This is a genomic window from Gardnerella nova, from assembly GCF_049244055.1.
In the GTDB taxonomy this organism is placed as follows: Bacteria; Actinomycetota; Actinomycetes; order Actinomycetales; family Bifidobacteriaceae; genus Bifidobacterium; species Bifidobacterium vaginale_H.
Window position 1 is genome coordinate 117,948 of the sequence record NZ_CP058369.1, and the last position, 26,231, is coordinate 144,178.

General features: G+C 47.4%; 22 protein-coding genes and 1 tRNA gene. 15 read left to right on the top strand and 8 right to left on the bottom strand.

Annotated elements, in window-relative coordinates; all coding sequences use genetic code 11:
- Positions 1-61 precede the first annotated feature (61 nt).
- Complete coding sequence (locus tag HXT56_RS00515; RefSeq protein ID WP_421778156.1) at positions 62-817, top strand: HNH endonuclease family protein; 756 nt, start codon at positions 62-64, stop codon at positions 815-817.
- A 155-nt stretch (positions 818-972) separates the two neighbouring features.
- On the opposite strand, the gene HXT56_RS00520 is transcribed toward HXT56_RS00515, so the two are convergent.
- The 3 genes from HXT56_RS00520 to trxA form a co-directional block, all read right to left on the bottom strand.
- The gene (locus tag HXT56_RS00520) at positions 973-2,583 is read right to left on the bottom strand and encodes an MDR family MFS transporter (protein WP_421778157.1); all 1,611 of its coding nucleotides are present in this window, start codon (positions 2,581-2,583) and stop codon (positions 973-975) included.
- A 333-nt stretch (positions 2,584-2,916) separates the two neighbouring features.
- A complete protein-coding gene (locus HXT56_RS00525; RefSeq protein WP_421778158.1) occupies positions 2,917-3,906 on the bottom strand; it encodes a G5 domain-containing protein in 990 nt (329 codons plus the stop codon).
- A 249-nt stretch (positions 3,907-4,155) separates the two neighbouring features.
- Positions 4,156-4,503 (bottom strand): thioredoxin, encoded by a 348-nt coding sequence (gene trxA / locus HXT56_RS00530; protein ID WP_116712547.1) that lies wholly within the window; start codon positions 4,501-4,503, stop codon positions 4,156-4,158.
- A 124-nt stretch (positions 4,504-4,627) separates the two neighbouring features.
- Between trxA and serS the strand changes: the two genes are divergently transcribed.
- Both serS and HXT56_RS00540 read left to right on the top strand, forming a co-directional pair.
- Positions 4,628-5,914 (top strand): serine--tRNA ligase, encoded by a 1,287-nt coding sequence (gene serS, locus HXT56_RS00535; protein ID WP_116712511.1) that lies wholly within the window; start codon positions 4,628-4,630, stop codon positions 5,912-5,914.
- Between the two features lie 260 nt (positions 5,915-6,174).
- Positions 6,175-6,259 (top strand) — tRNA-Ser (locus HXT56_RS00540).
- Between the two features lie 4 nt (positions 6,260-6,263).
- Here the strand turns inward: HXT56_RS00540 and HXT56_RS00545 are convergent.
- The 5 genes from HXT56_RS00545 to HXT56_RS00565 all read right to left on the bottom strand — a co-directional run bounded on the left by HXT56_RS00545 (position 6,264) and on the right by HXT56_RS00565 (position 11,816).
- Positions 6,264-6,695, bottom strand: coding sequence for a hypothetical protein (locus HXT56_RS00545; protein WP_421778159.1), 432 nt, complete (start codon positions 6,693-6,695; stop codon positions 6,264-6,266).
- 204 nt (positions 6,696-6,899) lie between these two features.
- The gene (locus HXT56_RS00550) at positions 6,900-8,174 is read right to left on the bottom strand and encodes a hydroxymethylglutaryl-CoA synthase (protein WP_421778160.1); all 1,275 of its coding nucleotides are present in this window, start codon (positions 8,172-8,174) and stop codon (positions 6,900-6,902) included.
- A gap of 93 nt (positions 8,175-8,267) precedes the next feature.
- The gene (locus HXT56_RS00555; RefSeq protein ID WP_421778161.1) at positions 8,268-9,647 is read right to left on the bottom strand and encodes a hydroxymethylglutaryl-CoA reductase, degradative; all 1,380 of its coding nucleotides are present in this window, start codon (positions 9,645-9,647) and stop codon (positions 8,268-8,270) included.
- Positions 9,648-9,671: 24 nt separating this feature from the next.
- A complete protein-coding gene (locus tag HXT56_RS00560) occupies positions 9,672-10,907 on the bottom strand; it encodes a thiolase family protein (RefSeq protein ID WP_421778162.1) in 1,236 nt (411 codons plus the stop codon).
- 327 nt (positions 10,908-11,234) lie between these two features.
- Positions 11,235-11,816 carry a xanthine phosphoribosyltransferase gene (locus tag HXT56_RS00565; RefSeq protein WP_165846095.1) on the bottom strand — a complete coding sequence of 194 codons (582 nt, stop codon included), beginning with the start codon at positions 11,814-11,816 and terminating at the stop codon, positions 11,235-11,237.
- A 204-nt stretch (positions 11,817-12,020) separates the two neighbouring features.
- Here HXT56_RS00565 and HXT56_RS00570 point away from each other — a divergent pair, with 204 nt between their 5' ends.
- The 12 genes from HXT56_RS00570 to HXT56_RS00625 all read left to right on the top strand — a co-directional run bounded on the left by HXT56_RS00570 (position 12,021) and on the right by HXT56_RS00625 (position 26,228).
- On the top strand, positions 12,021-15,113 hold the full coding sequence (locus HXT56_RS00570; RefSeq protein ID WP_421778163.1) for an ATP-dependent helicase: 3,093 nt from the start codon (positions 12,021-12,023) through the stop codon (positions 15,111-15,113).
- Between the two features lie 488 nt (positions 15,114-15,601).
- Entirely contained in the window at positions 15,602-16,051 is a 450-nt protein-coding gene (locus HXT56_RS00575; protein WP_116712518.1) for a DUF4418 family protein, read from the top strand.
- A 96-nt stretch (positions 16,052-16,147) separates the two neighbouring features.
- Entirely contained in the window at positions 16,148-17,359 is a 1,212-nt protein-coding gene (locus HXT56_RS00580) for an ABC transporter permease (protein ID WP_421778164.1), read from the top strand.
- Between the two features lie 5 nt (positions 17,360-17,364).
- The gene (locus tag HXT56_RS00585; protein ID WP_421778511.1) at positions 17,365-18,153 is read left to right on the top strand and encodes an ABC transporter ATP-binding protein; all 789 of its coding nucleotides are present in this window, start codon (positions 17,365-17,367) and stop codon (positions 18,151-18,153) included.
- A gap of 257 nt (positions 18,154-18,410) precedes the next feature.
- The gene (rpsD, locus tag HXT56_RS00590) at positions 18,411-19,037 is read left to right on the top strand and encodes a 30S ribosomal protein S4 (RefSeq protein WP_004105277.1); all 627 of its coding nucleotides are present in this window, start codon (positions 18,411-18,413) and stop codon (positions 19,035-19,037) included.
- Positions 19,038-19,403: 366 nt separating this feature from the next.
- Positions 19,404-20,078 (top strand): histidine phosphatase family protein, encoded by a 675-nt coding sequence (locus tag HXT56_RS00595; RefSeq protein ID WP_116712520.1) that lies wholly within the window; start codon positions 19,404-19,406, stop codon positions 20,076-20,078.
- Positions 20,079-20,226: 148 nt separating this feature from the next.
- Positions 20,227-20,661, top strand: coding sequence for a DUF948 domain-containing protein (locus HXT56_RS00600; protein ID WP_116712521.1), 435 nt, complete (start codon positions 20,227-20,229; stop codon positions 20,659-20,661).
- Positions 20,661-20,894, top strand: coding sequence for a hypothetical protein (locus HXT56_RS00605; RefSeq protein ID WP_116712522.1), 234 nt, complete (start codon positions 20,661-20,663; stop codon positions 20,892-20,894). The genes HXT56_RS00600 and HXT56_RS00605 overlap by 1 nt, the downstream gene beginning before the upstream one ends.
- A 248-nt stretch (positions 20,895-21,142) precedes the next feature.
- Positions 21,143-23,833, top strand: a complete 2,691-nt coding sequence (alaS, locus tag HXT56_RS00610; RefSeq protein WP_421778165.1) for an alanine--tRNA ligase — start codon at positions 21,143-21,145, stop codon at positions 23,831-23,833.
- Between the two features lie 53 nt (positions 23,834-23,886).
- The gene (gene ruvX, locus HXT56_RS00615) at positions 23,887-24,372 is read left to right on the top strand and encodes a Holliday junction resolvase RuvX (protein ID WP_421778166.1); all 486 of its coding nucleotides are present in this window, start codon (positions 23,887-23,889) and stop codon (positions 24,370-24,372) included.
- 65 nt (positions 24,373-24,437) lie between these two features.
- Complete coding sequence (gene mltG, locus HXT56_RS00620) at positions 24,438-25,640, top strand: endolytic transglycosylase MltG (RefSeq protein WP_421778167.1); 1,203 nt, start codon at positions 24,438-24,440, stop codon at positions 25,638-25,640.
- An 81-nt stretch (positions 25,641-25,721) separates the two neighbouring features.
- Entirely contained in the window at positions 25,722-26,228 is a 507-nt protein-coding gene (locus HXT56_RS00625) for a peptidase A24 (protein ID WP_421778168.1), read from the top strand.
- The last annotated feature ends 3 nt before the right edge of the window (positions 26,229-26,231 follow it).

A 26,231-nucleotide genomic window follows, 5' to 3' on the forward strand; every position in this document is an offset into this window, starting at 1 on the left:
CAAACGAAATTAAGCGGAAATGTTATTTACACGATACGTAGATTAGGTTGGGGGGCTGAATATGCGTTATCGCTGTACCCGGTTGGGGCATAATCGAAGTAATCAGCGCGGAAGACGTCCGCATAATCGCAGTGTTGTTGCGTTACTGTGGCTTATTGCGTGCGCGGCTTTATGCGGGGTTATTATTGGTCTGCTACTTCCTAAAATCAACCATACGGCTGGCCAGATTACGGGAGAGTATGAGGCGAGCGGTGAGGCTGCTCGTATTTTGCAACATCTTAAAGTGGCTCGAGCGCACCATGGCGGGTATGAGCGGCAAGTCTTTGGGTATCGTACTACTGACGAAGATGGCAACGGTTGTGATGTGAGAGAAGACGTATTAGCCCGAGATTTGAAGGATGTGCGATACAAGTATGCGGGATCCTGCCAGGTGAGTCTGGGGTTGTTACACGATCCTTATACGGGGCTTTTGATTCATTTTGTAAGGGGTCGTAAAACAAGTTCGCTAGTGCAAATTGATCACGTTGTTGCTTTACAAAACGCCTGGGAGTCGGGGGCTTGGAATTGGCGGCAAACTAAGCGTCTTAAATTTGGTAACGACATGCTTAATTTACTTGCTGTGCAGGGTGCTGCGAATCAAGAAAAAGGTTCCGCTTCAGCAGCATACTGGTTACCTTCAAACAAATCGTTTAGATGCGCGTATGTAGCTAGGCAGATTGCGGTGAAATATAAGTATGGTTTGTCGGTGACGCGCGAAGAAAAGCGAAGTATGGCAGGAATATTGCATAACTGCCATGCGCAAAAGCTACCAAAGTAAAAGCGACAATTCCTATACAAACATGTAAAGAAAAAATCGAAATCTCGCCAAAAACTGACAAAAACTTTACAAGCGTGTACAGAAAATGTCGAAATATCGCCAAAAAGCGATTAATACTTTACGTGAGTGTAAAGAAAATAACGAATGCGCGCGATTTAGTAGTGATGATGAGTGTGATCGTGCATAACGTCGTGATGCTCGGTTGCGTGTGGAATATGCAGTACCCGCATACGATCAATTGCTCTGCGGGCAAGATTATGCGCCGATCCAGTGCCTTCACCTTTTACTGCGACAATAACTAGTATTGCCATTACAGCGGTAATAAGCGCGCTGATGCGGAGCGTCCACTGTACGCCGAAAATACTTGCTGCAACGTCTGCAGCGTGGCCTGAACCGGTAAAGCTGTGGCGCCAAGTAGTGAGTACCGTCATGGTTACCACCAGCACTGGAGCACCTATAGCACCCCATAACTGACGCATAGTATTGGTTACTGCGGAACCGTCACCAAGTTCGTCTTTACGCAAGCAATTCAGCGACCAAGTGGTTATAGGCATCAGCAGAAAGCCCATGCCGATTTGACGCGTAAATTGCCAAATGGAAATCCACCAAATCCACGTATCCATATCGATAAGGCTCATCATTACTGTGCCAAACAGCAGGATAATAGAGCCTGCCATAGCAACCGGTCGGACACCAAAACGATCGAGCATACGGCCGCCAAAATACTGGGAAATAGCCATGCCTAGCGCGCCCGGTAGCAGTATCAGTCCGCTCATAGTGGCAGAAAAACCGCGATCAGACTGAATATACAACGGAATTAACACCATAATGGAACTGAACGCAAAAAACGTAAGGCAAGCGCAAACTGTACCAACCATAAAGTAACGGTTCTTTAATACGCTCAAACCAAGCAGCGGAACTTTACCAAGTTTTTGATGACGGAGTTGACGAATCACGAACCAAGCGATACCAAAAGCACCAATCGTCATAGGTCCCCACGACAGTGGACTATTAATACCGCAGCCCTCAATATTGGTAAAACCAAACATTAATCCGCCAAAACCAATCACTGACAGTCCAACTGAGAAAAAGTCAGCGTGTGCGTTAGGATCGTGTTCGCCAAAGTTATGTAAGAATAATGTCGCTACAATAACGGAAATCACACCGATAATAGTGAGCGAACAGAAAATAGAACGCCACCCGTTCATGTCGGTTTGTAAGCCGCCGATAGTAGGACCGATTGCCGGAGCAATACTCATAGCCATACCGACACTGCCCATGGCCATGCCTCGTCGTGTCACCGGGTACACAGAAAATACAGTAATTTGTAGAACAGGCCACATTACGCCAGTGCCAATTGCTTCCAAAGTGCGTCCTAACAACGCCATCATAAAATCGCTACTCAACCAAGCCAAAACTGAGCCGAGCGTAAAAAGAACCATAGAAGTAATAACGATTTGGCGCGTAGAAAAACGTCTCGTAAGGAACGCCGTAAGCGGCACCATAATAGCCATAATCAGCTGAAAAATAGAAGTAAGCCATTGGCCGGTGGTGACGCTAATACCAAATTCGTGAACGATAGTTGGCAGGGCGGCAGTGAGCTGAAGTTGCGCGAAATTGCCGATAAAGGTAATAAAAGTGAGAATAGCTAACGAAATAAGTGCCGGTCGTGTAAGTCGATTATTGCGATACGCTTCCTCTCCAGTCAGTGCGTGACTGAGATTATGACTGCTAGTAAGCCACGATACGTGTGTCACAATAAACATCCTTTGCTATCGTTATTTTTTTCTTAATTGTAATGTGGCAATGCTTGTGCAGGGCTGCGTTACTAATGGGATTCTTGCCAACGCGAATCACTATTTATCACTGTTTGCCACTGGTTGCCAATCACTGTTTATCACTATTCTTAATCACTGCCAACTTAGACAGCGGTCATTATATGCGCCGCTTTATATGCCGTTGCAATCATACCAATAATACGCGCAACACAAAGCACGCCTATTCCGCGCAAATGTCGCGTTTGAAAAAGTAACGACAGTTGAAATAAGTCAACAGAAATAAATTGCGGACAGTTAACTTAGTAGTTCGGTAATAGTAGCTCAGTAACTGCGGTAAGTGCGCCAATGATTGTAAGCGCCCTGGATGGAACCGTAGCGGCCGTTGCAGTAATTCCAGAACCAACGAAGCTGCGTTTGATAGTTGGTGGCCCAATCAGCGCCGGCAGAAGCCATTTTTCCACCCGGCAACGCCTGTGGCAAGCCATAAGCGCCAGAAGGATTCATAGCGTTTACGCGCCAACCTGACTCGTGCGTAATAATAAACACCGTAGCGCTAAAATCAGCCTCGCTGTAACCGTTGGAAATCAGCCAATCGTGCGCCCACTGCTGCATTTCGCCAGCAGGAACTGTGGTGCCAATAGAAGCTGCAAAACCATGTCCCGCAGAAGCGCCACCAGTACCAACAAGAATCACCTTATCTTTTGGCGCCTTTTTTACGTAAGAAGCGAAGATGTTAGAAGTAACAACCTTACCCTTAGCGCGTGTAACGATTTTCGCAGTTTCCATAACGCCATTAACGCCTTCGGACTGTACTTTCTCAGTGCCCTTTGGCAAAGCGGCAGTTTCCTTCTTTACTACGTTAAAAGCGATTGAATCGTCGGCAGTTTCCAACTTTGCTCCCACACGATTAATAGTGATAACCGTGGATTCGTCAACTTTAGCGGTTAATGAAGGAGATACCACATCGTGTGGTTCAAGCGTAATATCGCCAGCTTCAAGCACAGACTTAACGTTGGTAAAATGAGTGCCCAAAACTGTGCGACGGTGGCCATTAATAACCACTGTTACATAGGATGTGCCGCTTTTACGAAGCGCATCACGAAAAGCGCTACGGGAAACTTCCTGAGAAGTATCAGTAGCTGAATAAGCAGTAACAGGGGCCGCGTGCCCTTGCGTTGAAGTATAAAAATTGCGTGAGGCAAAGCCGAGCGTCACCAAAGCTAACACACCAACAACAACCATGCCAACCTTAGCCCACTGACGTGAACTCAGTGAACTTAATGTAGCAGTATGCTTACGGTGACTGGCCATAGCCCTCCTTACTTCTTCAATGCAATCAGTCCGCAATCGCCTGCGAACTTTCCATAACCAAGGAGCGAATAGAGTCGCTCACTTATACAAAACCGTATTCGATTATAATCCGTGGTCTAGTCCACAAGAAAATAAGTAACCAAACCTACGAGAATCCTGCCTGTATAAAAGTTGTATAAAAGTTATATAAAACCTGCTTAAATAAGACCTATATAAATCTATACAAATCTATACGAATCTATGCAAAAGCTAGTTGTTTTCCGAATCTTCAGACGGCTCGTAAGCCTGAGCTTGCTCAACTAAATCTTCCAAATCAGAAGCAAGCAAGGATCCAGCCTGACGATAAATAACCTCACCGCGCTTAATTACCATAAGTGTTGGAACTGCTTGAATCTGCGCAGCTTCAGCAATTGTGGCGCACTCATCCACGTCAACCTTAACGAAAGGAATGTCAGGATACTTGTCGCTCACTTTTTCAAAAACAGGGCCAAATGCGCGGCACGGACCGCACCAAGTCGCCCAAAAATCGACTACGACAATCTCGTGCGTTGATGCAATTTGTTCAAAATTCTCTGAACTGGCGTGTATTGCTGCCATATATTCCCCTTCATCGCGTGGATTTTTTATTCGTTCTATTATACCCTGCGGAGTGCATAAGTTTTGTACTTTGCGAATAGTTGTGCACATAAATCTGTCGCCTTGCGGCACTAGGCTAGGGTTCATGCTTGATATCCAATTTATTCGTGAACATGCCGATGTAGTCAAGGAATCCCAGCGTAAGCGTGGCGAATCCGTTGAACTTGTCGATGAAGTCTTACGTAACGACGATTTGCGTCGTACCGCACTCAAAGCTTTTGAAGCTGCCCGTGCTGAGCAGAAAGCTATTGGTAAGAAAGTTGCAACTGCTCCAGCCGAAGAGAAGGCTGCGCTTATCGCAGAAACTAAGGAACTCGCTTCGAAAGTAGCTGAGTACAAGGCTGAATCCGAAAAAGCTACTGCCGACTACACAACCGCAATGTGGAAGCTTTCCAACATCGTAGAAGATGAAGCTCCAGAAGGCGGCGAAGACGACTACGTTGTAGTTAAGAAAGTTGGGACTCCACGCGATTTTGCGGCCGAAGGTTTTGAGCCAAAGGATCATTTGACGCTTGGCACTGGCGTTGCTGGTATTGATATGCGTCGTGGTGTGAAAGTTGCCGGCTCTCGCTTCTACTTCTTGCGTGGCGCTGTGGCGCGCTTGCAAATCGCAATGCTTACTATGGCTGTAGATCAGGCGGAAGAGCACGGATTTACGCTTGCAATTACGCCAACTTTGGTGCGTCCTGAAGTAATGCGTGGCACGGGCTTTTTGAACTCGCATGCTGACGAGATTTACCGTTTGCGTGAGCCAGACGACCAGTATTTGGTTGGTACTTCCGAAGTTGCTTTGGCGGGTATGCATGAGGATGAGATTCTTGACTTAAGTAACGGTGCTTTGCGTTACTGCGGTTGGTCTAGCTGCTATCGTCGCGAGGCTGGTGCTGCTGGTAAGGATACTTCCGGCATTATTCGCGTGCACCAGTTCGATAAGGTGGAAATGTTCGTGTACTGCAAGCAGGAAGATTCGCGCGCTGAGCATCAGAAGTTGCTTGGCATGGAGCAGGAAATGCTTGCGAAGGTGGAAGTGCCTTACCGCATTATTGATACTGCTGCCGGCGATCTTGGTTCTTCTGCTGCGCGTAAGTTTGACTGCGAGGCTTGGGTGCCAACTCAGGGTCGCTACCGTGAGCTTACTTCTACTTCTAACTGCACTGAGTATCAGGCTCGTCGTTTGAATGTGCGCGAGCGTTTGGACGATGGTGCTACGCGTGCAGTGAGCACATTGAACGGTACGTTGGCTACTACGCGCTGGCTTGTGGCTATTTTGGAGAACCATCAGCATGAGGATGGTTCGATTGATATTCCAAAGGCAATGCAGGCTTATATGGGCGGCAAGGAAGTTATTGAGCCGACAAAGTGGGAAGCGTGAGCTGACGCGGTTTGAGCTGTGGTTTGCTTCGCAGTTTGAACTGCGTTTGAACTGTGGTTGAACTGATTGTTCGTATTTGCGTGCGTAAGTTTTGTGCTTACGCACGTTTTTTATTTGTTGTGTTGGTTGTGTGTTTGTGGTGTGTGTTGGTGAGGGCTGTGTTTGTGTGTTGCGTTGGTGGTGTGTGTTGTGTTCTATGCGTGCTGATATGCTTAACCCCTGTGTGCTGAAGGCGATTTAATTGTTTTCGCGCGCAGACTGGATGGGTGTCCGAGCGGTCTAAGGAGACGGTCTTGAAAACCGTTGTAGGGAAACCTACCGCGAGTTCGAATCTCGCCTCATCCGCGAATTAACCAAGCCTAAAGCATATAAAAATTGCTTTAGGCTTTTTTAATTCGCCGAGCTTGCTCAGGTTGGAAGTCCGGGGGACTTCCAACGCAAGCTCGGTCTGCCTGCGTCTCGATTGACGCAGGCAGGGCAGGTTAACGTTGCTTTGCTTAAGCTCGGTCTGCCTGCGTCTCGATTGAGCATTGCCATTTTGTGGAACATTTGCCGGAGTTTTTTCTCCGGTGTTTGCGCGACGACCTGCCGAAGCGCTTAAAGCGTAGCGCGCGAAGGCAACTCGGAGCGGAAACTCGCTTAAGTTGGAAGTCCGGGGGACTTCCAACGCGAGTTTTGTAGCGAGCGCGTTATCCGCGCGAGCGTTTTGGCCAATTTGTGGAACATTTGCGGGAAGAATTTCTCCGGCGTTTGTTGTTGTTTTAGCCGTTTTTTGGAACATTTGCTGGAGATAGTTCCGACGGTTTCTTTACATGGTTGTATAGGAATTGTCGTTTTTTGGCCGGATTTCGATTTTTTCTTTACGTTACTGTAAAGGAATAATCACTTTTCGGCTTAATTTCGATTTTTTCTTTACAAGGCTGTAAAGGAATTGTCGGTTTGGCGCTGATATGAAACATTTACGGGAGAATTTTGGCGTTCGCTTTTAGCGCGCGGAATAATGGCGCTCTTGTGAGGCGATTGCGTCGAGGAAGAAGCGCGCACCTTCGCGGTGGGATGTGCTACTTACGAAATCTTCCGGAGCGTAAGGTGCGACGCTAGAAAACATCTCCTCGTAATCGGCAACGCTTAAGCGTTCGCGCGAATCGAGCATATCAGCGTGCTCCTTAGCAAACAGCGCGTTCTTAAATCCTGGAACAAGAGTTGCACTAAATAACTCGCCAACAGCGCCGGAACCGTAAGAAAATAGCCCAATCCTATCGCCATCTTTAAGCGGAGGAATGTTACTATTTTCGTGAGTGCCGCCGTCCAACTCAAGTCCGTCTAACTCAAGCAAAGACAACAAACCCAAGTACAACGATCCCGTATAAATATTGCCAACGCGACGACTGTACTTTGTGCTGGTTTCGTAGCGAGAAAGCAAGCGCTCGCGCACGTCGTATGGGGTGTTATCGCAATCTGGGGTGTTATCGCAATCCATCGCGGCCTTAAGCGCCTTCAAACCCATTTTCGTATACGGCAAGTGGAAGCATATGGCTGCAAAATCGTTGAAATCGCAGCCGTTTTGAGCACAATATTTTTGCCACACGTCGCAGAAAAACTCTATGTACTGCTCGCTAGAAAACTTACCGCGGGCGAGTGCAGTATCCTGGTATACCGGTCGCCAAAAGTCTTGAATATCAGCGGATTTTACAACGCTATCGTCATTGATCTTAAGAACGCTCGGATTCGCGCTTACCAGCATTGCCACGGCACCAGCGCCTTGCGTAACTTCGCCGGGAGTGTTAAGTCCGTAGCGCGCAATGTCTGCCGCAATCACCAGCACTTGTGGCTGCGAATCGGCATGCGCTCGCACGTAGTCACATGCCATCATGAGTGCCGCGGTGCCGCCGTAGCAGGCTTCCTTCACTTCAGCGCAACGCAGCCATGGCGTGAGTTTTAGCAGACTTTGAACGTATAGCGCGCTGGATTTGCTGGCGTCCACGCCGCTTTCCGTACCGACGATTAGCATTTTGAGGCGATTGCTGTCGATGTATGGCAGGAGGGGGAGTGCGGCTTCGGCTGCGAGTGTTACGATGTCTTGGTGATTTGGCGGCACTGCCTGCTGGCTTTGGCCGATGCCGATGGTGAATTTGTTGGGGTCTATGCTGCGCGCGTGTGCAAGGTCAGTGAGGTCGAGGTAGCAGTGCGGGGTTGCGAAGTTGATGCGGTCGATGCCGACGGCGAGTGGGGAGGTTTTTGCGTTATTTGTAGTGTTCATTTTTCTCAATTTTTTCTCAATTTTTTCTTAATTTCTTAATTTCTTAATTTCTTAATTTCTTGATTTCTTGATTTCTTCTTAATTTCTTATTTTTTAATTTTTATCTGATTCGCGCAATTGTTTAAGCAGTTGCGCAACTTTTTCAGTGGTGCGTTCTGCCGTGGTAAGTTGTAGAAGATTGTGCGCGATTTTTACAATTTCGTCGCCTTTGGCGCCGGCTGCGATTGCTAGATTTGACGCGTGTAGTTTCATGTGACCAGCTTGTATGCCTGAGCTTGCGAGCGCGCGGAGAGCTGCAAGATTTTGTACGAGACCGAGGGCTGCAAGTGTGTTGCGAAAATCGTTCGCGTTTTTGTATTTTCCGATTTTGATTGCGAGTTGCGCCATTGGTAGCGATGAGATTGATCCGCCGACGATACCGATTTGCAGGGGGATTTCGATACGACCATGGAGTATGGTTTGTTCGTTTAAGACTTCAGTTTTCCACGTTGACAGCGGTAGGTAGCGACCGGAGCGAGCCGCCCACGCGTGCGCTGCTGCTTCTAGCGCTCGCGTATCATTTCCTGACGCGAGCGCGGCCCCTGCAATACCGTTTAGGATGCCTTTGTTGTGCGTGGCGGCTCGCGCTGTGTCGCTGGCGGCTAGCGCGCTTAATGCCGCGATGCGGCTGGCGAGGCGCTTGCCCTCGCTTTCGCGTTCGTCTAAATTTTCCAGCCGCGTGGATGCTAGGGCTGCAGCGGGTATGTGTACTTCGGCTGTGGTGGCAACGCGGCTGGTGTTGGTGAGGATGGCTGCAAGCGCCTCGACACCGAGCCAGCTTTCCAGCTGGGCTTTGACGGCTTCGCCCATAGTGTTTACTGTGTTGGCGCCCATGGCGTCGCATGTGTCTACGTCAATCTCGAGTTTGGCGAAGCCGTTCAAAGCTACAGCGCGGCATTTTCGCGCGCCGCCGCCCCTTTTCATCATTGATGGGTGTGACTCGTTGGCAATGCGCAGCAGCTCTTCAACTTTCCCAGAATCTTCAACAATTTCGCGCAATTGCGCAGCTACGTTCCCGTCTGTGTTTTCAAAAGCAATTTGCGCAGTTGTTACGTATTGTGGCGAGTTTGCTACGATACAGCCTTCAATACTTGTTGCGGCAATTCTTGCTCCGTTGCATGCTGCCGCGATTACGGATGGCTCTTCCGTTGCGACGAGTACGTTTCGCGTTTCGCCGTTGATAATCAGCCCGCGTACAACGCCAACCGGCAGCGTATACTTTCCAATCTGATGTTCAATCATACAATTCGCAACGTCTGCTGGTATTGTTGCGTCGGAACTTTCCGCAAGCTGCTTAAGCAAAAAAGTTGCGTCAGACTCGTCTATCGCACCCTCGTTTTGTAAAGTTTTTATGCGTTTTTCTACGCTCAACTCACGAAAAGCAGTTTCACGAAAAGCAGTTTCACGAAAAGCAGTTTCACGAAAAGCAGTCATCGAAATCACCTCATGATTTGTAGACTACGAATGCTTCTGGTCGCTTTGCATTCTGACTTGGTTGTTTTGCATCCTAATCTGCATCGCCACGCCAATTCCGCCGCCCACGCACAGCGCGGCAACGCCATTTCGCTGATTACGATCGCGTAGTGCGTATATAAGCGTCGTTAAAATTCTCGCTCCGCTGGCTCCCAGTGGGTGACCGAGTGCGATTGCGCCGCCTCGCACGTTGAGCTTTGCTTCGTCAATATGCAACTGCTCCGAAACGGCGATGCTCTGTGCGGCGAAAGCTTCGTTAATTTCAAATAAATCAATGCTGTCAACGTTACTTCCGGTAGCTTGCAGCATGCGTTCCATCACATGTTTTGGCGCGTATCCCATTAGGTCTGGGTCGATGCCGCCTTCTGCAAATCCTACGATTTTGGCGAGGTACTCGATTCCGTGCGCTTCCGCATAATCTTTGCTCATGAGCACGAGTGCTGCGGCTCCGTCGTTGATTCCGCTTGCGTTGCCTGCGGTTACGGTTGATTGATGTGAGCCGTTGACAGTGTCCGAAGCCGTGAACAGTGTGCGCAATTGTGCTAAACGTTCCATGGACGTATCGGCGCGCGGATGTTCGTCTCGCGTTATTACTGTGCCATCTGACAGCGTAACTGGCGTAATTTCAGCTTCAAACTCGCCTTGTTGCCACGCTTTGACAGCTTTTTGGTGAGATTTAAGCGCAAAAATATCTTGTGCTTCGCGCGTAATATTAAATTTCGCTGCTACGTTTTCTGCGGTAACTCCCATTGCGTCATCGGTAAAAGCGTCGTTTAGACCGTCGCGCTGCAAGCCGTCAATAAGCGTAAAGTTTCCGTAGCGGTGTCCGTTAAATCGCGAGTTGGTTGCGTAAAATGGCACGTTGCTCATGCTTTCGGTGCCGCCTGCTACTACTACTTGCGCGTCGCCCATAACGATTGCGGCTTGTGCTAGTCGCACTGCTTTTAAGCCTGATCCGCACACTTCGTTAATAGTCATTGCGCAACTAGAAGTGTCTAATCCTGCTCGTAATGCGATTTGACGAGCCACGTTTTGACCGCTTCCCGCCTGCAGAACGTTACCAAAAATGGCTTGATCTACGTCATGTGCGTCGATTCCGGCGCGTTCGATTGCAGCTTTGGCTGCGATTGTTCCTAAATCAACTGAGGAAAGCGAAGATAAGCTGCCGCCGAACTTGCCAATAGGCGTGCGTGTAGCGCTTGCAATCACCACTTCAGTCATAAGTTTAGCCACCTAATAAATTGTTTGTTGCAATCATATTGCACCTATACCAACCGGACTACTTTATCGTACTTGAGCGCAAAAACGGTAATTGTGTGAAATTTTTCTCGTTTCTTTCACATTTGCACTTGCTTCAGCGAGTTTACTGATATGCGCAAAGCGACAGTTTCTTTACAGTTGTGTATAGGAATTGTCGGATTCTCGCCAAAAAGTGACAGTTGCTTTACAGTTGTGTATAGAAAATGTCGGATTCTCGCCAAAAAGCGACAGTTACTTTACAGTTGTGTATAGGAAATAACGAACTCGCTACTTACGGAACGCAATAACTTACTTACGGAACGTAATAGAGCCGTCGCTAGGGTCCATTGAGTCAACGATAGCCAGCGAATCCAAATCATACCCAGCTTCGCGAAGTGCGTCGCCGCCGCCCTGGAATCCTTTTTCAATCGCAATACCAATGCCGGCAACCGTAGCTCCCGCGTGGTGACAAATATCAATCAAACCTTGCAAAGCATTACCATTAGCTAAAAAGTCGTCAATAATTAGCACGCGATCGTCGGCACTCAAATATTTACGCGATACGATTACCGGAAATTCACGTTGCTTTGTGAAAGAAAACACAGTAGAAACGTACTGGTCGCCATCGAGATTAATAGACTGAGCTTTTTTCGCAAAAACTACCGGAACATTCCCAAAATGACGCGCTACTACGCAAGCAATGCCAATTCCCGAAGCCTCAATCGTAAGAATTTTATTAACGCCCGCTTCGCGAAAATGCTCAGCCCAAGCCGCACCCATGTTATCAAAAAGTGACACATCGCACTGGTGGTTCAAAAAAGCGTCCACTTTCAAGACATTACCAGGTTTTACGATACCGTCTTGGCGGATGCGATCTTCCAATTCTTGCACGATGAATCTTCCTTTGCGTTGTTTAGCAGCCACGCGCCATGTGTAGCATAGTTATGGACGTTCAGTACGCTTAAGCATACCCTAATCCGTGACACAATATTGTTAAAAAACGACGGCAGTATGTGGTAAACCTGATTAAATGTGCTAAATGCGCTTATAGGCAAAACGGGGGAGTTTTGTGGGGAGTGGTTACGGAGAGTGAAAATGTGCGATTACGGGTATGTGAGTGATTTATTAGGTGATCCTGTGGATAATGAGGCGGGGTCTGCGAGTGCGCAAGCGAACGATAGTGAGGCTTACCAAAATAGCGGGGCTTACCAAAGTGATGAAGACGTGTACGCAAATGCTGCGGATATAAGCGATTACTCTAATTACGGATATGACGAATATGCCGACGCGTATGCGCAAGAATACGCGCCTTCAAGCGTTCCTGCGGAAGATTACGTTCCAGCAGAAAATTACGTTCCAGCAGAAGGTTACGTTCCAGAGGAAGGTTACGCTTCCGTAGCTGAAAATTCCAACGCAACTGCCACTAATTTGACTGCCGCTAATTCAGTTGCCGATTATCCAGACGTCACTTATCCAACTGTTTCCAGTCCACGAATCGTCGTCGACGCAAGCACTCTCATAGAGGGCCTCAATCCGCAACAATCTAAAGCAGTGCAGTACGATGGCCCGGCGTTACTTATCGGCGCAGGCGCAGGCAGCGGCAAAACGCGAGTACTCACGCGCAGAATCGCTTGGATTTTAAGCCAAAAAGGTGCGTGGCCAAGCCAAATTCTCGCCATCACTTTTACTAACAAAGCCGCCGCAGAAATGCGTGAACGCCTTGCTAAGCTCATCGGCAGCGAAGCGAGTAGTATGTGGGTTTCGACTTTCCATTCTGCGTGCGTGAAAATACTTCGCAGGTCCGGCCAAAGCATTGGCTTAACCTCAGGATTTTCTATATACGACACCGCTGATTGCGAACGTTTGATAAAAATTATTGCAACCGAGTTGAACGTAGATATTAAACGTTTTACGCCGCGCAGTATTTTGGGGAAGATTTCGGATTGCAAGAACAGTTTGATTAGTTGGCGTGAGCAGTTGGATATGTATGCCAATGATTACAAGCCGGGAGTTTTGGGGCAACAGATTGCGCACGCAGGCAACGCTGATGCCGTGTATGCCACGATTTACGCGGAATATCAGCATCGTTTAGCACAAGCGAACGCCGTTGACTTTGATGATTTAATTATGCGGACCGTGCAGCTTATGCGCGAAGCTCCGGAAGTTGCTAAATATTACCGCCACAAGTTCCGTTATATTCTGGTTGACGAGTATCAGGATACGAACCACGCGCAATACGAGCTTATTCGTGAGCTTGCTGGCGTTGACGTAAAGCAGAATAGTGCAAACGTTACGCAAAGTAGTACAAACGTTGCGCAACAACAGCGTGCTGATTCACCTGCTTCAATCACCGTTGTTGGCGACTCCGACCAGTCGATTTACGCTTTCCGCGGCGCAGACATTCGCAATATTCAAGACTTTGAGAAGGATTTTCCAAACGCTACGACTATTATGCTGGAGCAAAACTATCGCTCTACTCAAACAATTTTGGACGCTGCAAACGCCGTTATTTCGCATAACCAAGGCCGCAAACCTAAAAAATTGTGGACGGCATTAGGTCAGGGCGCTCCAATTACCGGTTACGCTGCAGATAGTGCTCAGCAGGAAGCAGCTTGGGTTGCGCAGGAAATAGCGCGATTGGCTGGCGAGGAAGGCGTTGCGTATTCGGATATGGCAATTATGTACCGCGCTAATGCTCAGTCGCGTTCGCTGGAAGATGCTCTTATGAAAGCAGGTCTTCCGTACCAACTGGTTGGCGGCACAAAGTTTTACGAACGTCGCGAAGTAAAAGATGCGCTCGCATACTTGCAGTCTATGGCAAATCCGGACGACGACGTGAATATGCGCCGAATTTTGAACGTGCCAAAGCGAGGTCTTGGCGCTCGAGCAGAAGCCTTGCTAACTCTTTACGCGCAAACGCAAGGAGTGAGCTTCTGGCAAGCTTTGGAACATTTGGAGTCAATCGATGGCATGCCAACTCGCACAGCATCCAAGCTTAAAGAATTCCGCGAGCTTATGCACAATTTGATGACGTGCATGAAAGACAACGATTCAAAACCTTCTAAAGTTATTGACAGCATTTTGAAGGACAGCGGTTTGCTGGAAGATCTGCAGCGTTCGGAAGATCCGCAGGATGCTGCTCGAGTGGATAATTTGTCGCAGTTGCAGTCGGTGGCTGCCGAGTATGAGCAAAATACTCCGGATGCTAGCGTGGCTGGTTTCCTTGAAACGACGGCGCTTGTGGCGGATTCGGATCAATTGCCGGACGAAAGTGAGGACACTGGCAAGGTTACGTTGATGACGCTTCACACGGCTAAAGGCTTGGAATATCCGGTTGTGTTCCTAACTGGCATGGAGCAGGGCACTTTTCCGCATGCGCGTGCGTTGGAAGACGATGGCGAGCTTTGTGAGGAGCGCCGACTTGCTTACGTTGGTATTACGCGTGCAAAACAGCGTTTGTATGTAACGCGTGCTGCTGTGCGTGCGCAGTGGGGGCAGGCTCAAGATATGCTTCCAAGTCAGTTTTTGGATGAGATTCCAGATAATTTAATTGATTGGAAGCGTAGGGAAGCTGACGTTGAGCGTTTAGGTGTTTCTGGCATGCGTCGAGGCGATTCCGATTTTGGCGGCGATTCTGATTTTGGTGGCGATTTTGGCGGCTGGGATGACGACTATAGTGACGCTTTTAGTGACAAAACAACGTTTGGAGGAAGTGCTTACGGTTCCGGCAAGTCCTACGGAAAAAGCAAGTCCTACGGTTCTAAGTCGCATAGTTCTTCTTACGGAAGTTCTTACGGATCTTCTTACGGAAGTTCCTACGGTTCTTCGCGTGGATCTTCTTACGGATCTTCTTACGGAAGTCCCTACGGTTCTCGTTCGAAATGGTCTAAGTCAAGCGCTGTAACAACACGCAAAACCACTGCGCGATCTGCCACAAAACCACTGGCAAAATCAGGTTCCATGTCCGCAATTGCCTCATCTTCCGCATCTTCCAAAGCGGTGGATAAAGACAACAATCTCAATATTCAAGACTTCCAAATCGGCGACAAAATTACGCACGATACTTACGGTTTGGGCACTATTGTTGCCACGCAAGACAAAGGTCGCAACTCTATTATTACCGTTGATTTTGGTTCTGACGGTGTAAAACGACTTATGTTGCGCGTAGCTCCTATAGAGAAACTATGAAATTTTGTTTTACGTAGCTTACTTTACGTAACTCACTTTTTTGTAGCTTACTTTACGTAGCTTGTTTTACGTAGCTTACTTTACGTAACTCACTTTTTTGTAGCTTACTTTACGTAGCTTGTTTTACGTAGCTTTAGCAACAGCGACTATTGGTAACAGCGACTATTGGTAATAATGTCATAATTAGCGCTGTAATTATATACACGAAAACAAAATATTCAAGACTTGTTTTCTCTTAAACTATACGAAAAAATGTAAAAGTAAACGAAAATATAACTTCAAAACATTAATAGTTGAGGGGAACTATTGCGGGCGCTTGGGTGCGGGTGCTTGATTGTGAATATTGGAAAGTTATCGATTTTCGTACACGCAAAATAAAGATGTAACGAAGGCGTGGTGCTCGCAAACGTGAGTGCCGTAAGGCGTGTGACATTAAAGACAATGTGACACTGAAAGATTAATAACATACATGTAATGAGGTTATTATTATGAAGAATAAATTATTCGCATCAATTCCAGCTATTATTTTCGGCGCGTTGATTGCTATTGCGCCATTAACGTTTGCGAAACCATGCGCAACCGGAGGAATGGGCAAAGGCGGAAGTATGCACAAAATGCCTATGATGATGCAGCCTATGGCCTGCTACTATACGGGCCGTGCAGCTATTGGAATTGGCGTAGTTATTGCAGTTCTTGGCATTATTGCGCTGTTTGTTAAAGAGCAGATTCGCGCCGGCTTGAACATTGCTGTAATTGTGAACGCTTTGCTTATGCTTTCTGTCACAACATTCCTTATTGGCGTATGCAAAAGTCCTATGATGCACTGCGCGTCGGTTATGCGTCCAACGTTGATTGTGTTTTCCGCGCTGGCATTGGTGTTCGCAGCTGTTTCCGTGTATCTCGACACCAAGTCTTCTTGCGAGTGTGCAGCTAAGTAATAACGAAGCTAAGTAATAACGAAGCTAAGTAATAACGAAGCTAAGTAATAACGCAATTAATTAAACAAATATAGAAAATTTTAGTAAGTATTTACTATGCGCACTATTACATTGAAGCGATTGCCGCTGGAGAATATTAAACGCAAACCTTTACGCACTTGCGCACTTATAGTGGTAGCTGCATGCTTGTCCGCAATATTTTTTGGCGGCTCGCTTCTTTCCATGAATCTTGCGCAAGGTTTAAACAGTATGCGCGCCCGCATGGGAGCCGACATTATGGTTATCCCAAACGGCACGCATACTAAAGCCGAGGCGCTTCTAACAAACGGTGGATCAAGTACTTTCTATTTCACCAACGATATTGAGAGTTTAGTGAGACGTTCGCCGGGCGTTCAAAAAGCTAGCGCTCAAACCTATATTTCCTCACTTTCTGCAGGATGCTGCGCTGAAAAGCTGCAAATAATCGGTTTTGACCCGGATTCAGACTTTGTTATTGGTCCTTGGATTTATTCGCAGCACAAAAAAACTCTACAAAAAGGCGAGATGATTGCTGGAGCAAACGTACTCGTTTCCTACATGCATACGGTTCGTCTTTTTGGACATCAGTGGCCCGTAGTTGCGCAGCTTGCAAAAACCGGTACAAGCATTGACAATTCAGTATTCGTGCGTCGCGAAAGCGTGCCGCAAGTAGTCGAGTACTCTACAAAAGTGCACCACACCGCCATTCCTAAAGAGTACGCAAAAAAAGCAATTTCTGCGGTTTTAGTAAAAGTGAGCAAAGGTTACAGTGCTAAACAAGTTGCGGAAAATATTCGCAAAACAACCGGGATACCTAGCATAGGTATTGTATTCCCAGGTGGCGTTACGGCTACGACTCAAGCTAATCTTGGCGTATTTACGCGCACGCTAACTTTTGTAATTGCGGTGTTCTGGATTGTGGGGCTGCTGGTTTTGATTGCGGTTTTTGCAACCTCAGTAAACGAACGCAAAAAAGAGTTCGCATCTTTGCGCATATTAGGCGCAACTAGAAAAGTGCTGTTAGGAATAGTCGTTCGAGAATCCGCAACGCTCGGTTTTGTAGGCGGGGTGATTGGAGTTGCTTCGGCAAGTCTCATACTTTTCCCTTATAGTTCGCTTATTGCGCAACAATTGCAGCTTCCGTATTTGGAAGTGACGGCACTGCCTGTAATAGCGCTAATGCTGGCAAGCGTGCTGCTTGCGCTTGTTGCAGTTATTGTAGCTTCCGCGCTCACAACATTGCGCATTGCAACTACAGAAACGTATTTAACTTTACGAGCTGGGGAATGAATAGCATGTGCGAAAAATCGGTATCAAATAGCGCAAAGTCGCATTTTGAAGTGCTTAAATTACGCAATGTAACTCGAGAATTTGTGCGCAGAAAGCACAGATTTGCCGCAGTCAACAACGTAACTTTCTCACTAAACAGTGGCGATTTCGTTGCGATTGTAGGAAAATCCGGAAACGGAAAATCTACTTTACTAAATCTGATTGCCGGATTACTTAAGCCAACTCACGGAAGCGTAACGGTTTTAGACAATGAGATTTCCTCGCCTGAATTTAGTGATGTGGAAATTTCGAAGTTGCGCGCGAAAAATATAGGTTTTGTAACGCAATCGCAAACCTTATTGCCAAATATTACCGTTTACGACAACATCCTTTTGCCGGTTGAGATTGCGAAAAGCGACGAAATATCGCAAAAAAGTGGCGAGCGTAAAGGTGAGAATGCTGGCGGTGAGAATGCCGAAGGTGAGAATGCTGGCGGCAAAGATTACTATTCGGATCGCGCGCTTAATTTTTGTAAACGCCTGAATATTGAAGATTTACTGTGGTGCTACCCAAAGGAGCTTTCCGGAGGCGAAATGCGACGCGTAATGATTGTGCGCGCACTGATCAATAATCCGCAGTTGCTTATTCTCGACGAGCCTACGGGAGATTTGGATTCCGAGCATACACACATAGTGTTAGAAATGTTGCGCGAGGCTGCAAATAGCGGTGCGGCTGTGCTTATGGTAACGCACGATTCCGATGCTGCAAGTTGCGCGGACTGCACCTACACGATGGACTTCGGATCTCTCCGCTAATTTATTCTTACTGGTGTGTAGAATCAGAAACGATGCCTATTTTGTGTAGGTATCATCTGGAGCCTTAGCCCATCAGTGGGTCGGCGCGCGGGAATTATGGCGTTATTTCAACGTTTTACTACTTGCGCGTTCGTGTGTTAGCACGAAGAAGCACTGGAGAGGCCGGCTCAGCGTGAGTAATTTTTAGGCGATTTTACGATCGAATAAAAACTTGGCTCGCGTTCCGTTCAGATAACGACAGAATTAAAGGATTAGTTATGACTAACATTCAGCGTTCTCGCCGTCAGGTGCGTCTTTCTCGCGCCCTCGGCATCGCTTTGACCCCAAAGGCTCAGCGTATCTTCGAGAAGCGCCCATATGCTCCAGGTGAGCACGGCCGCACTCGTCGTCGCACCGAGTCCGATTACGCAGTACGTCTTCGCGAGAAGCAGCGTCTTCGCGCTCAGTACGGCATCTCCGAGAAGCAGCTTCGTGCTGCTTATGAGAAGGGTACGCACACTGCAGGCCAGACCGGTGACGCAATGCTCACCGATTTGGAAACTCGTCTTGATGCTTTGGTTTTGCGCGCAGGCTTTGCTCGCACCACCGCCCAGGCTCGTCAGTTTGTTGTACATCGTCATATTTTGGTTGATGGCAATCTTGTTGATCGCCCATCTTACCGTGTCAAGCCAGGCCAGACCATTCAGGTTCGTGCCAAGAGCCAGACCATGGTTCCATTCCAGATGGCTGCAGAAGGCGTTCATCGCGACGTTTTGCCAGCAGTTCCTGGTTATCTCGATGTGAATCTTGCCTCTTTGAAGGCTACTTTGACTCGTAAGCCGGAAGTCGATCAGATTCCAGTTGAAGTCAACATTCAGTACGTCGTCGAATACTACGCTCGTTAATTCGCCGATTTAATTCTTAAGGACATACCGCTTGACCCCTGTTGCGCATTCGCGTGGCAGGGGTCAATGCGTTTTATGGAACATTTGCCGGAGTTTTTTCTCCGGGGTTTGTAGCTGTTTTGGCCAATTTGTGGAACATTTGCGGGATAATCTCCGGTGTTTGTTGCTGAATTTGCGTAATTATGGAACATTTGCGGGATAATCTCCGGTGTTTGTTGCTGTTTTGGCCGTTTTTTGGAACATTTGCCGGGGATAGTTCCGACGGTTTCTTTACAAGGCTGTAAAGGAATTGTCGGTTTGGCACTGATATGAAACATTTGCTGGAAACCTGCACGGCTATGTACCGCTTAGTGCAATAATGGAATTATGTTGCTGCATCTTTATTTAGTGCGTCATGGACAGACGCTATTTAATCGCTACAATCGCTTGCAAGGCTGGTCAAATTCGCCGCTTACGGAAAAAGGTTTGAGGGATGCCGACAGAGCTGCAAAAAAGCTAGAAAATATTACTTTTGCTGCAGCTTACTGTTCGGACACTACGCGTGCGCAAATCACGGCTCAGCGTATTCTTGACGCAAACGAGGCCGCTGGTAACGTGCGTCCGAATTTAGTTAGTGATATGCATTTTCGCGAGCAATGCTACGGCTATTTTGAAGGCCAAGATATGCAAATGGCTTGGTGGGCTGCGGGAGCGCCGCACGGAGCGAATACTTATAACGAAATTGTGGAAAAGTTTGGGTTGGCAGCAACTCGCGACATGCTTAAAGAAGCGGATCCTTTCCACGATGCCGAGTCGGATATTGAATATTGGACTCGCGTAGAAGGCGGTTTTGCGTTGATTGCTGCTAATTCTTCACTTAACGACGGAGATAATGTGTTGCAAATTTCGCACGGAAATACGCTTTTGAGTATTATGCACCGTTTTGCGCCTGCCGGCTACGATTTAAGCGAGCGCCCAGCGAACGGAAGCGTAACTAGACTCGATTTTGACACTGCTCAGCCTATTGATCAGGCTATTACTATTCAAGGCTACAATGAGTAGATTTTGCTTTTACTTGCTTAAGTTATATGCGTCTTTACCGTTCGTTAGTCTTAAGTCATTGCAAAGGGTTGAGCATGTAGTCTGATTTGCTGTGTTAGCTTTTGACGCGGTGAGATCTTAAGCAAATGTGGTATAGAAAGAGGTTACGATGAGCGTTGGAGACATAGCCGCTCTTATTGCTGCAATCTCGTTTGCAGTTCTTTCGGGCTTTTTGATTTATCCGTTATTCCGGTTGGGTAGGTTGTTTGATCAGATTGCGGAAACGGTTAGAAAGTCAGGAGAGCATGCGTTGCCTGCAATCGACGAGTCGGTGACGACTATTAAGCAGGTGAATAAGACGTTAGAAGACGTGAATGCGGTTTCTGATGCCACACGCACAACGGTTACGAATATTGGTGCTCTTACCGATTTGTATGGTGCCTTCCTCGGTAAGCCGATTGTTAAGATTGCTGCCGCAGGCTACGCTCTTAAAGATACGCTTGCTTCTTTCTTCAACAAGCCAACAGTACCAACGGACGCGTCTAGCGTTGGCCGTCATGCTGCAAAAGAATCTTACGATAATTCTGCGAGCAAGGAGGCGTGATGTTTAAGCGTTTATTCTGGATGTGCGTTGGCATTGTTGTTGGTGTACTTGCGGTGACGAAGGCTCGTGCCTACGTGAAAGCGAAAGTTCCGTCTTCTGCGCGTAAGTTTTTGTTCGATCAAGATCCTGAAAATATTACCGTGCGCACTGTAATCGGCTTGTTGAAGGATTTTAATACGAGTCGTAAGACACACGAGAAAGAACTTAATGCTCGTTACGCGCGTCGGCAATGAGAAGCACCCATATACTAACATCGCGCTACGTAAGTCGTACTTCTTTACGCAGCGCGTTGAAATTTTACTTAAGTAACATTGCCAACTTTACTTATTCGCCGCTTAATTTTTAGTTAAGTTAAGTGGTGAAGTACTATATTGAATGTTTGCATGATTGCGTCGCGCATCATGCGGCACGATTACATGCGACTTATCATACGACTGTTGCGTGTAGATCTTGCTAACAATTACACAAGGAGTTCGTACGTATGCGCACAGCAGAAATTGCAAAGCGTTATCTTGACTATTTTGCTAAGAATGGTCATATGGTCGTTCCTTCGGCTTCTCTTATTTCGCCGAACCCGACGACATTGTTTACTATCGCCGGCATGGTGCCGTTTATTCCTTACTTGCTTGGTGAGCAGACGCCTCCTTCGCGCCGTATGGCATCGAATCAGAAGTGCGTGCGTACGCTCGATATCGACGAAGTTGGTAAAACCACTCGTCACGGTACCTTCTTCCAAATGGTTGGTAACTTTAGTTTTGGTGACTATTTTAAGGAAGAAGCAATTCATTACGCTTGGGAGCTTTTAACCACTCCGCAAGACAAGGGCGGCTACGGTTTTGACCCTGAAAAGCTTTGGGTTACTACTTACACTGACGACGATGAGGCTCGTGCGATTTGGAAGAACGAAGGCTTCGACCCAGAGCACATGCAAGTGTTCGGTATGGAAGATAACTTCTGGACTACCGGCGGCCCTGGTCCTGGCGGCCCATGCTCCGAAATTTACGTGGATCGCGGTCCGGAATATGGTCGCGACGGTGGTCCTGCTGCGGACGAATCCCGCTTTATTGAGATTTGGGATTTGGTTTTTGAAAACTACCAGGTAGATAACGTCAAATCTAAGACTGATTTGCATATTGCTGGCGAACTCGATCAGAAGAATATTGATACCGGCGCTGGTTTGGAGCGTTTGGCTTACCTTATGCAGGGTAAGGAAAATATTTATGAAACTGACGAAGTTTACCCTGTTATTGAAGCTGCAGAAAAGCTCAGTGGCGTAAAGTATGGCGATAATAACGATGCTGACGTGCGTTTCCGCGTTGTTGCTGACCATGTGCGTTCTGCTTTGATGATTATGAGCGATGGCGTGCGCCCAAGTAATGTTGGACGTGGCTATGTGCTCCGTCGTTTGCTTCGTAGAACTGTTCGCGCAATGCGTATGCTCGGTGTGCAGGATCCGGTTTTGCCAACCTTGTTCCCAGTATCTAAGGCTGCTATGGAACCAAGCTATCCGGAGCTTAACGATACTTTCCATGAGGTGAGTGAAGCTGCTTACGGTGAGGAAGACGCTTTCCGCAGGACTCTTGAAAAGGGTACGACTATTCTCGACTTGGCTGTTGAAAAAGCTAAGAAAGAGCACACGGACGACCCTATGGTTGGTGGCGCAGACGCGTTTACTTTGCACGATACTTACGGCTTCCCAATCGAGTTGACTCTTGAGATGGCAGCCGAGCAGGGTGTTAAGGTTGACGAGGCTAAGTTCCGCGAGCTTATGAGCGAGCAGAAAGGTCGCGCTCGCGCTGATGCTTTGAAGAAGCGTCACAATGTGGATGTGAGTGTTTACGACGATATTAAGAAAGAACTTGAAAAGCCAATTGACTTCCTCGGTTACACTGACTTCTCCAGCCGTTCCAACGTTTTGGCAATTGTTGAGGCAGGTAAAGGTTCTGTTAAAAGTGTCACCGCTCCTGCAAACGTTGAGGTTATTCTCGATCGCACGCCATTCTACGCTGAGCGTGGTGGTCAGATTGCAGATCAGGGCGAGATTATTTCCGACGACGGCGCAATTTTGGAAGTTGACGATGTTCAGCGTCCAATCAAGGATTTGATTGTTCACAGCTGCCGTTTGACTGAAGGTACGCTTAACGTTGGCGCTCCTGTAAACACGAATATTGATCAGGTCCGTAGGGCTGCTTTGGCACGAAGCCACACAGCTACACATACTCTTCACAAGGCTTTGCGTGAAGAGCTTGGTCCTCAGGCAACTCAGCGCGGTTCCGTGGTTGATCCAGACCGCTTGCGCTTCGACTTCCAGTGGCCAAAGGCTGTTGATAAGGATGCGCTTTCACGCGTTGAAGCTCGTGTCAACGAGCGTATTCGCGACGATTTGCAGGTTGTTCCTAAGGAAATGCCAATTGACGACGCTTTTAAGCTTGGAGCAATGCACTTGTTCGGCGAAAAGTACGGCGATGTTGTGCGCGTGGTTGAAATTGGCGACGGTTGGAGCCGCGAGCTTTGCGGTGGCACTCACGCTAAGAGCACCGGCAAGATTGGTATGGTCACTATTCTTTCGGAGTCTTCCATTGGCTCTGGTGTTCGTCGTATTGATGCACTTTGCGGCGAGGCAGCGTACGAGTATGGCGCTCGCGAGCACGCTTTAGTTGCTCAATTTGCAGACATGGTGAACGCTCGCCCAGACGAGTTGGTTGAACGTTTGGAATCCTTGCTTAACAAGATGAAGGATTCGGATCGTAAGCTCGCTGCAGTCTATGAGTCTCGGCTCGCTAATTCCGTTCCAGCTCTGATTGAGGCTGCTAAAGCTGCTGCCGGAAACATTAAGTTGGCTGTTAAGAACGTTGGTAACTTTGGTTCCTTCGATACGCTCCGTAAGACGGTGCTCGACGTTCGCTCTCGCCTAGGTGAGGATGCTCCTGCAGTAGTAGTTTTGAGCGGCGTAAACGAGGATGATAAGCCAATGGTTGCTGTGGCCACAAACGAGGCTGCGCGCGGACTTGGAGCTAAGGCTGGTGACTTGGTTCGCATTGCTTCTAAGGTTCTCGGCGGCGGTGGCGGCGGCAAGCCGGACTTCGCTCAGGGCGGCGGTACGGATGCTTCTAAGATTGACGAAGCGTTGGAAGCTGTGAAGCGCCAGTGTCTAAGCTCGCATAATGCGTAGCTATCCGCTTAAAACAGAACGATATAATCTTTACCAAAAGCAGCACAAAATTCATGGTGTGGTTAGGTATTGATTTGGGTGATGCTAGGGTCGGACTTGCTCTTTCCGACCCTGAGCTCACTTTTGCGCACCCGATTGGCAATGTGCAAGTTTTCGGAGATTCTTTTAGAGCTATTGACGACGTGATGGATCTTATCGAAAAAGAGAAGGTTCGTCGCGTTGTAATTGGCTTGCCGTTGCAACTCGACGGATCTGAAGGGAAATCTGCAAAAAAAGCGCGTCGTTGGGGCAAAAATTTAGCTAAACGCATTGAGTCAGCAAAAAATGAAGGTGACTGGCTGCTTTCTTACGTGCCTGATATTGTTTGGAAGGATGAGCGTTTGACTACGGTAAGTGCTCACCGTCAGTTATTGCAGGCTGATTTTTCTTCCAAGCAGCATCGTCCAATGGTAGATCAGCAGTCGGCAGTGCTTATTTTGCAGTCTGCGCTTGATGCGAACCATTGCGAAGCAGATTGTTGCAGCGCGAATTGCGCGTAAAAGCGTGCGCAATTGAGCGTGTAATAAAATATTGGTAGAGGCCAAGACTATAAGAGGAGCGTTACGTGTCTGAAAGTTTTGACGATTTCTTTGAACATCATGCTCAATGGACTGAGCACGACGGTTCCACTTCCCACACTACTTCGCAATCTTCTGCAGACTCATCGAACCACTCTTCTAATGGCGTAAGTTCACGACGTAAAGCTAAGGCTCGTCTTAAGGCGAAGCGCCGCAAACGTCGTTCAATGATAGTTTTGACGATACTACTCGTATTTGTTGTGTGCGTTATTGGTTACGCCGGTAACAGCATGGTGCAATCGTTGCGTTCGTCTAACGATTCTACGGCAGTGGCTGATTGGTCAGGACCTGGTTTTGGTTCCGTTGAATTTACGGTTGATACTGGTGAAGGTGCTATGGCAGTCGGCTCGAAACTTGTAAAAGCCGGAATAGTAAAATCGCAAGCCGCTTTTACGTCTGCTGTTGCCGCAAATAATAAAATCCTGTATCCCGGAGTGTATGTGCTTAAAAAACACATGGCTGCTATTGACGTCGTAGATATTCTTTCGGATCAAACCAAGGCTGGAGGCTTCCTTGAAGTTCGTGCGGGAGATCACGCTTTGGACGTTTTGCAAAAAGCTTCGGAACTTTCTGGCATAAGTTTGGACAATTTTAAAACCGTTCTTTCCACAGGCGCCTCGGGAATATTGCCTCCGGAAGCGCATGGCAATATTGAGGGATGGTTTGAACCAGGCGTTTACAATGTGAAATCAATGAAAAGTGCGGAAGCTATTCTTTCAGCAATGGTCAAGAAACGCATTGCTAAACTGGACGCTCTTGGTATTCCTCAAGGTGAGAATCGTGAAAAAGCACTGATTATCGCTTCTATTGCCGAAGCAGAAGTGAATAATCGCGAATATTACGGCAAAGTGGTGCGCGTAGTACTGAATCGTCTTGCAAAAGATATGCCATTGGGAATGGATTCGACAGTGGGCTATGGTGCTGGAGTTAAGCCTATAAAGCTTACGCAAGCGATGCTCGACGATGCGAATAATCCGTACAACACTCGTATTCACAAGGGCTTAACGCCTACGCCTATTGGCATCGCGGGAGACAATGCGCTTTTGGCAGCTAACAAGCCTAAAAATGGCCCATGGTTGTACTTTGTGACTACCAATTTGAAGACTGGCGAAACAAAGTTTACGGACAATGAGCAGGAGTTTATGAAGTTCCGTGACGAGTACAAGCGCAACAATCCCGAAGGAAACTAAGCTGTTAAATAAAATCTAACTTTTAACCACATACATGTATTTATGTTGCAAAAGTTTTATGAGTTTTCGTAATCTGCTTTAATGAAGCAATTAATTATTACGATAATATCTGCGTTGCCAACGCTTGCGTGCTCAGTTTCAGTTTGCGTAACAGACATAAAAAGTCGCGTAGTTCCAAGACTTTGGATTATTATTGCGATATTTGTTCAGTCTTTAGCGAATCTAATATGTTCCATTATTTTGTTTGGAAATATTAGTTTGCTTATTTTTGGCTGGATTTCTTGCGTATTTGCTTTTGCAATTTATTGGATTATGCGAAAAATCGCACCGCAAAATTCCCTTGGATTCGGTGATGTTACAAGTGCGGCAATGATTGCGCAAGCATTAATATTATTCGGTTTCGACTGCCTGATTTACTGGTTTGCTTTAGTCGGAATAGTTGGTTTAGTTTGGCTTTTATTATGGAAGATTTACTGCAAAATCTTCTCACCAACCAACGCATCAATACCATTCGTACCAATCGAAGCATTATCTGCCATACTTGCAGCATTGCTGTCAATAACAACCCGCTCAATACTTAGTAGTTAGTCA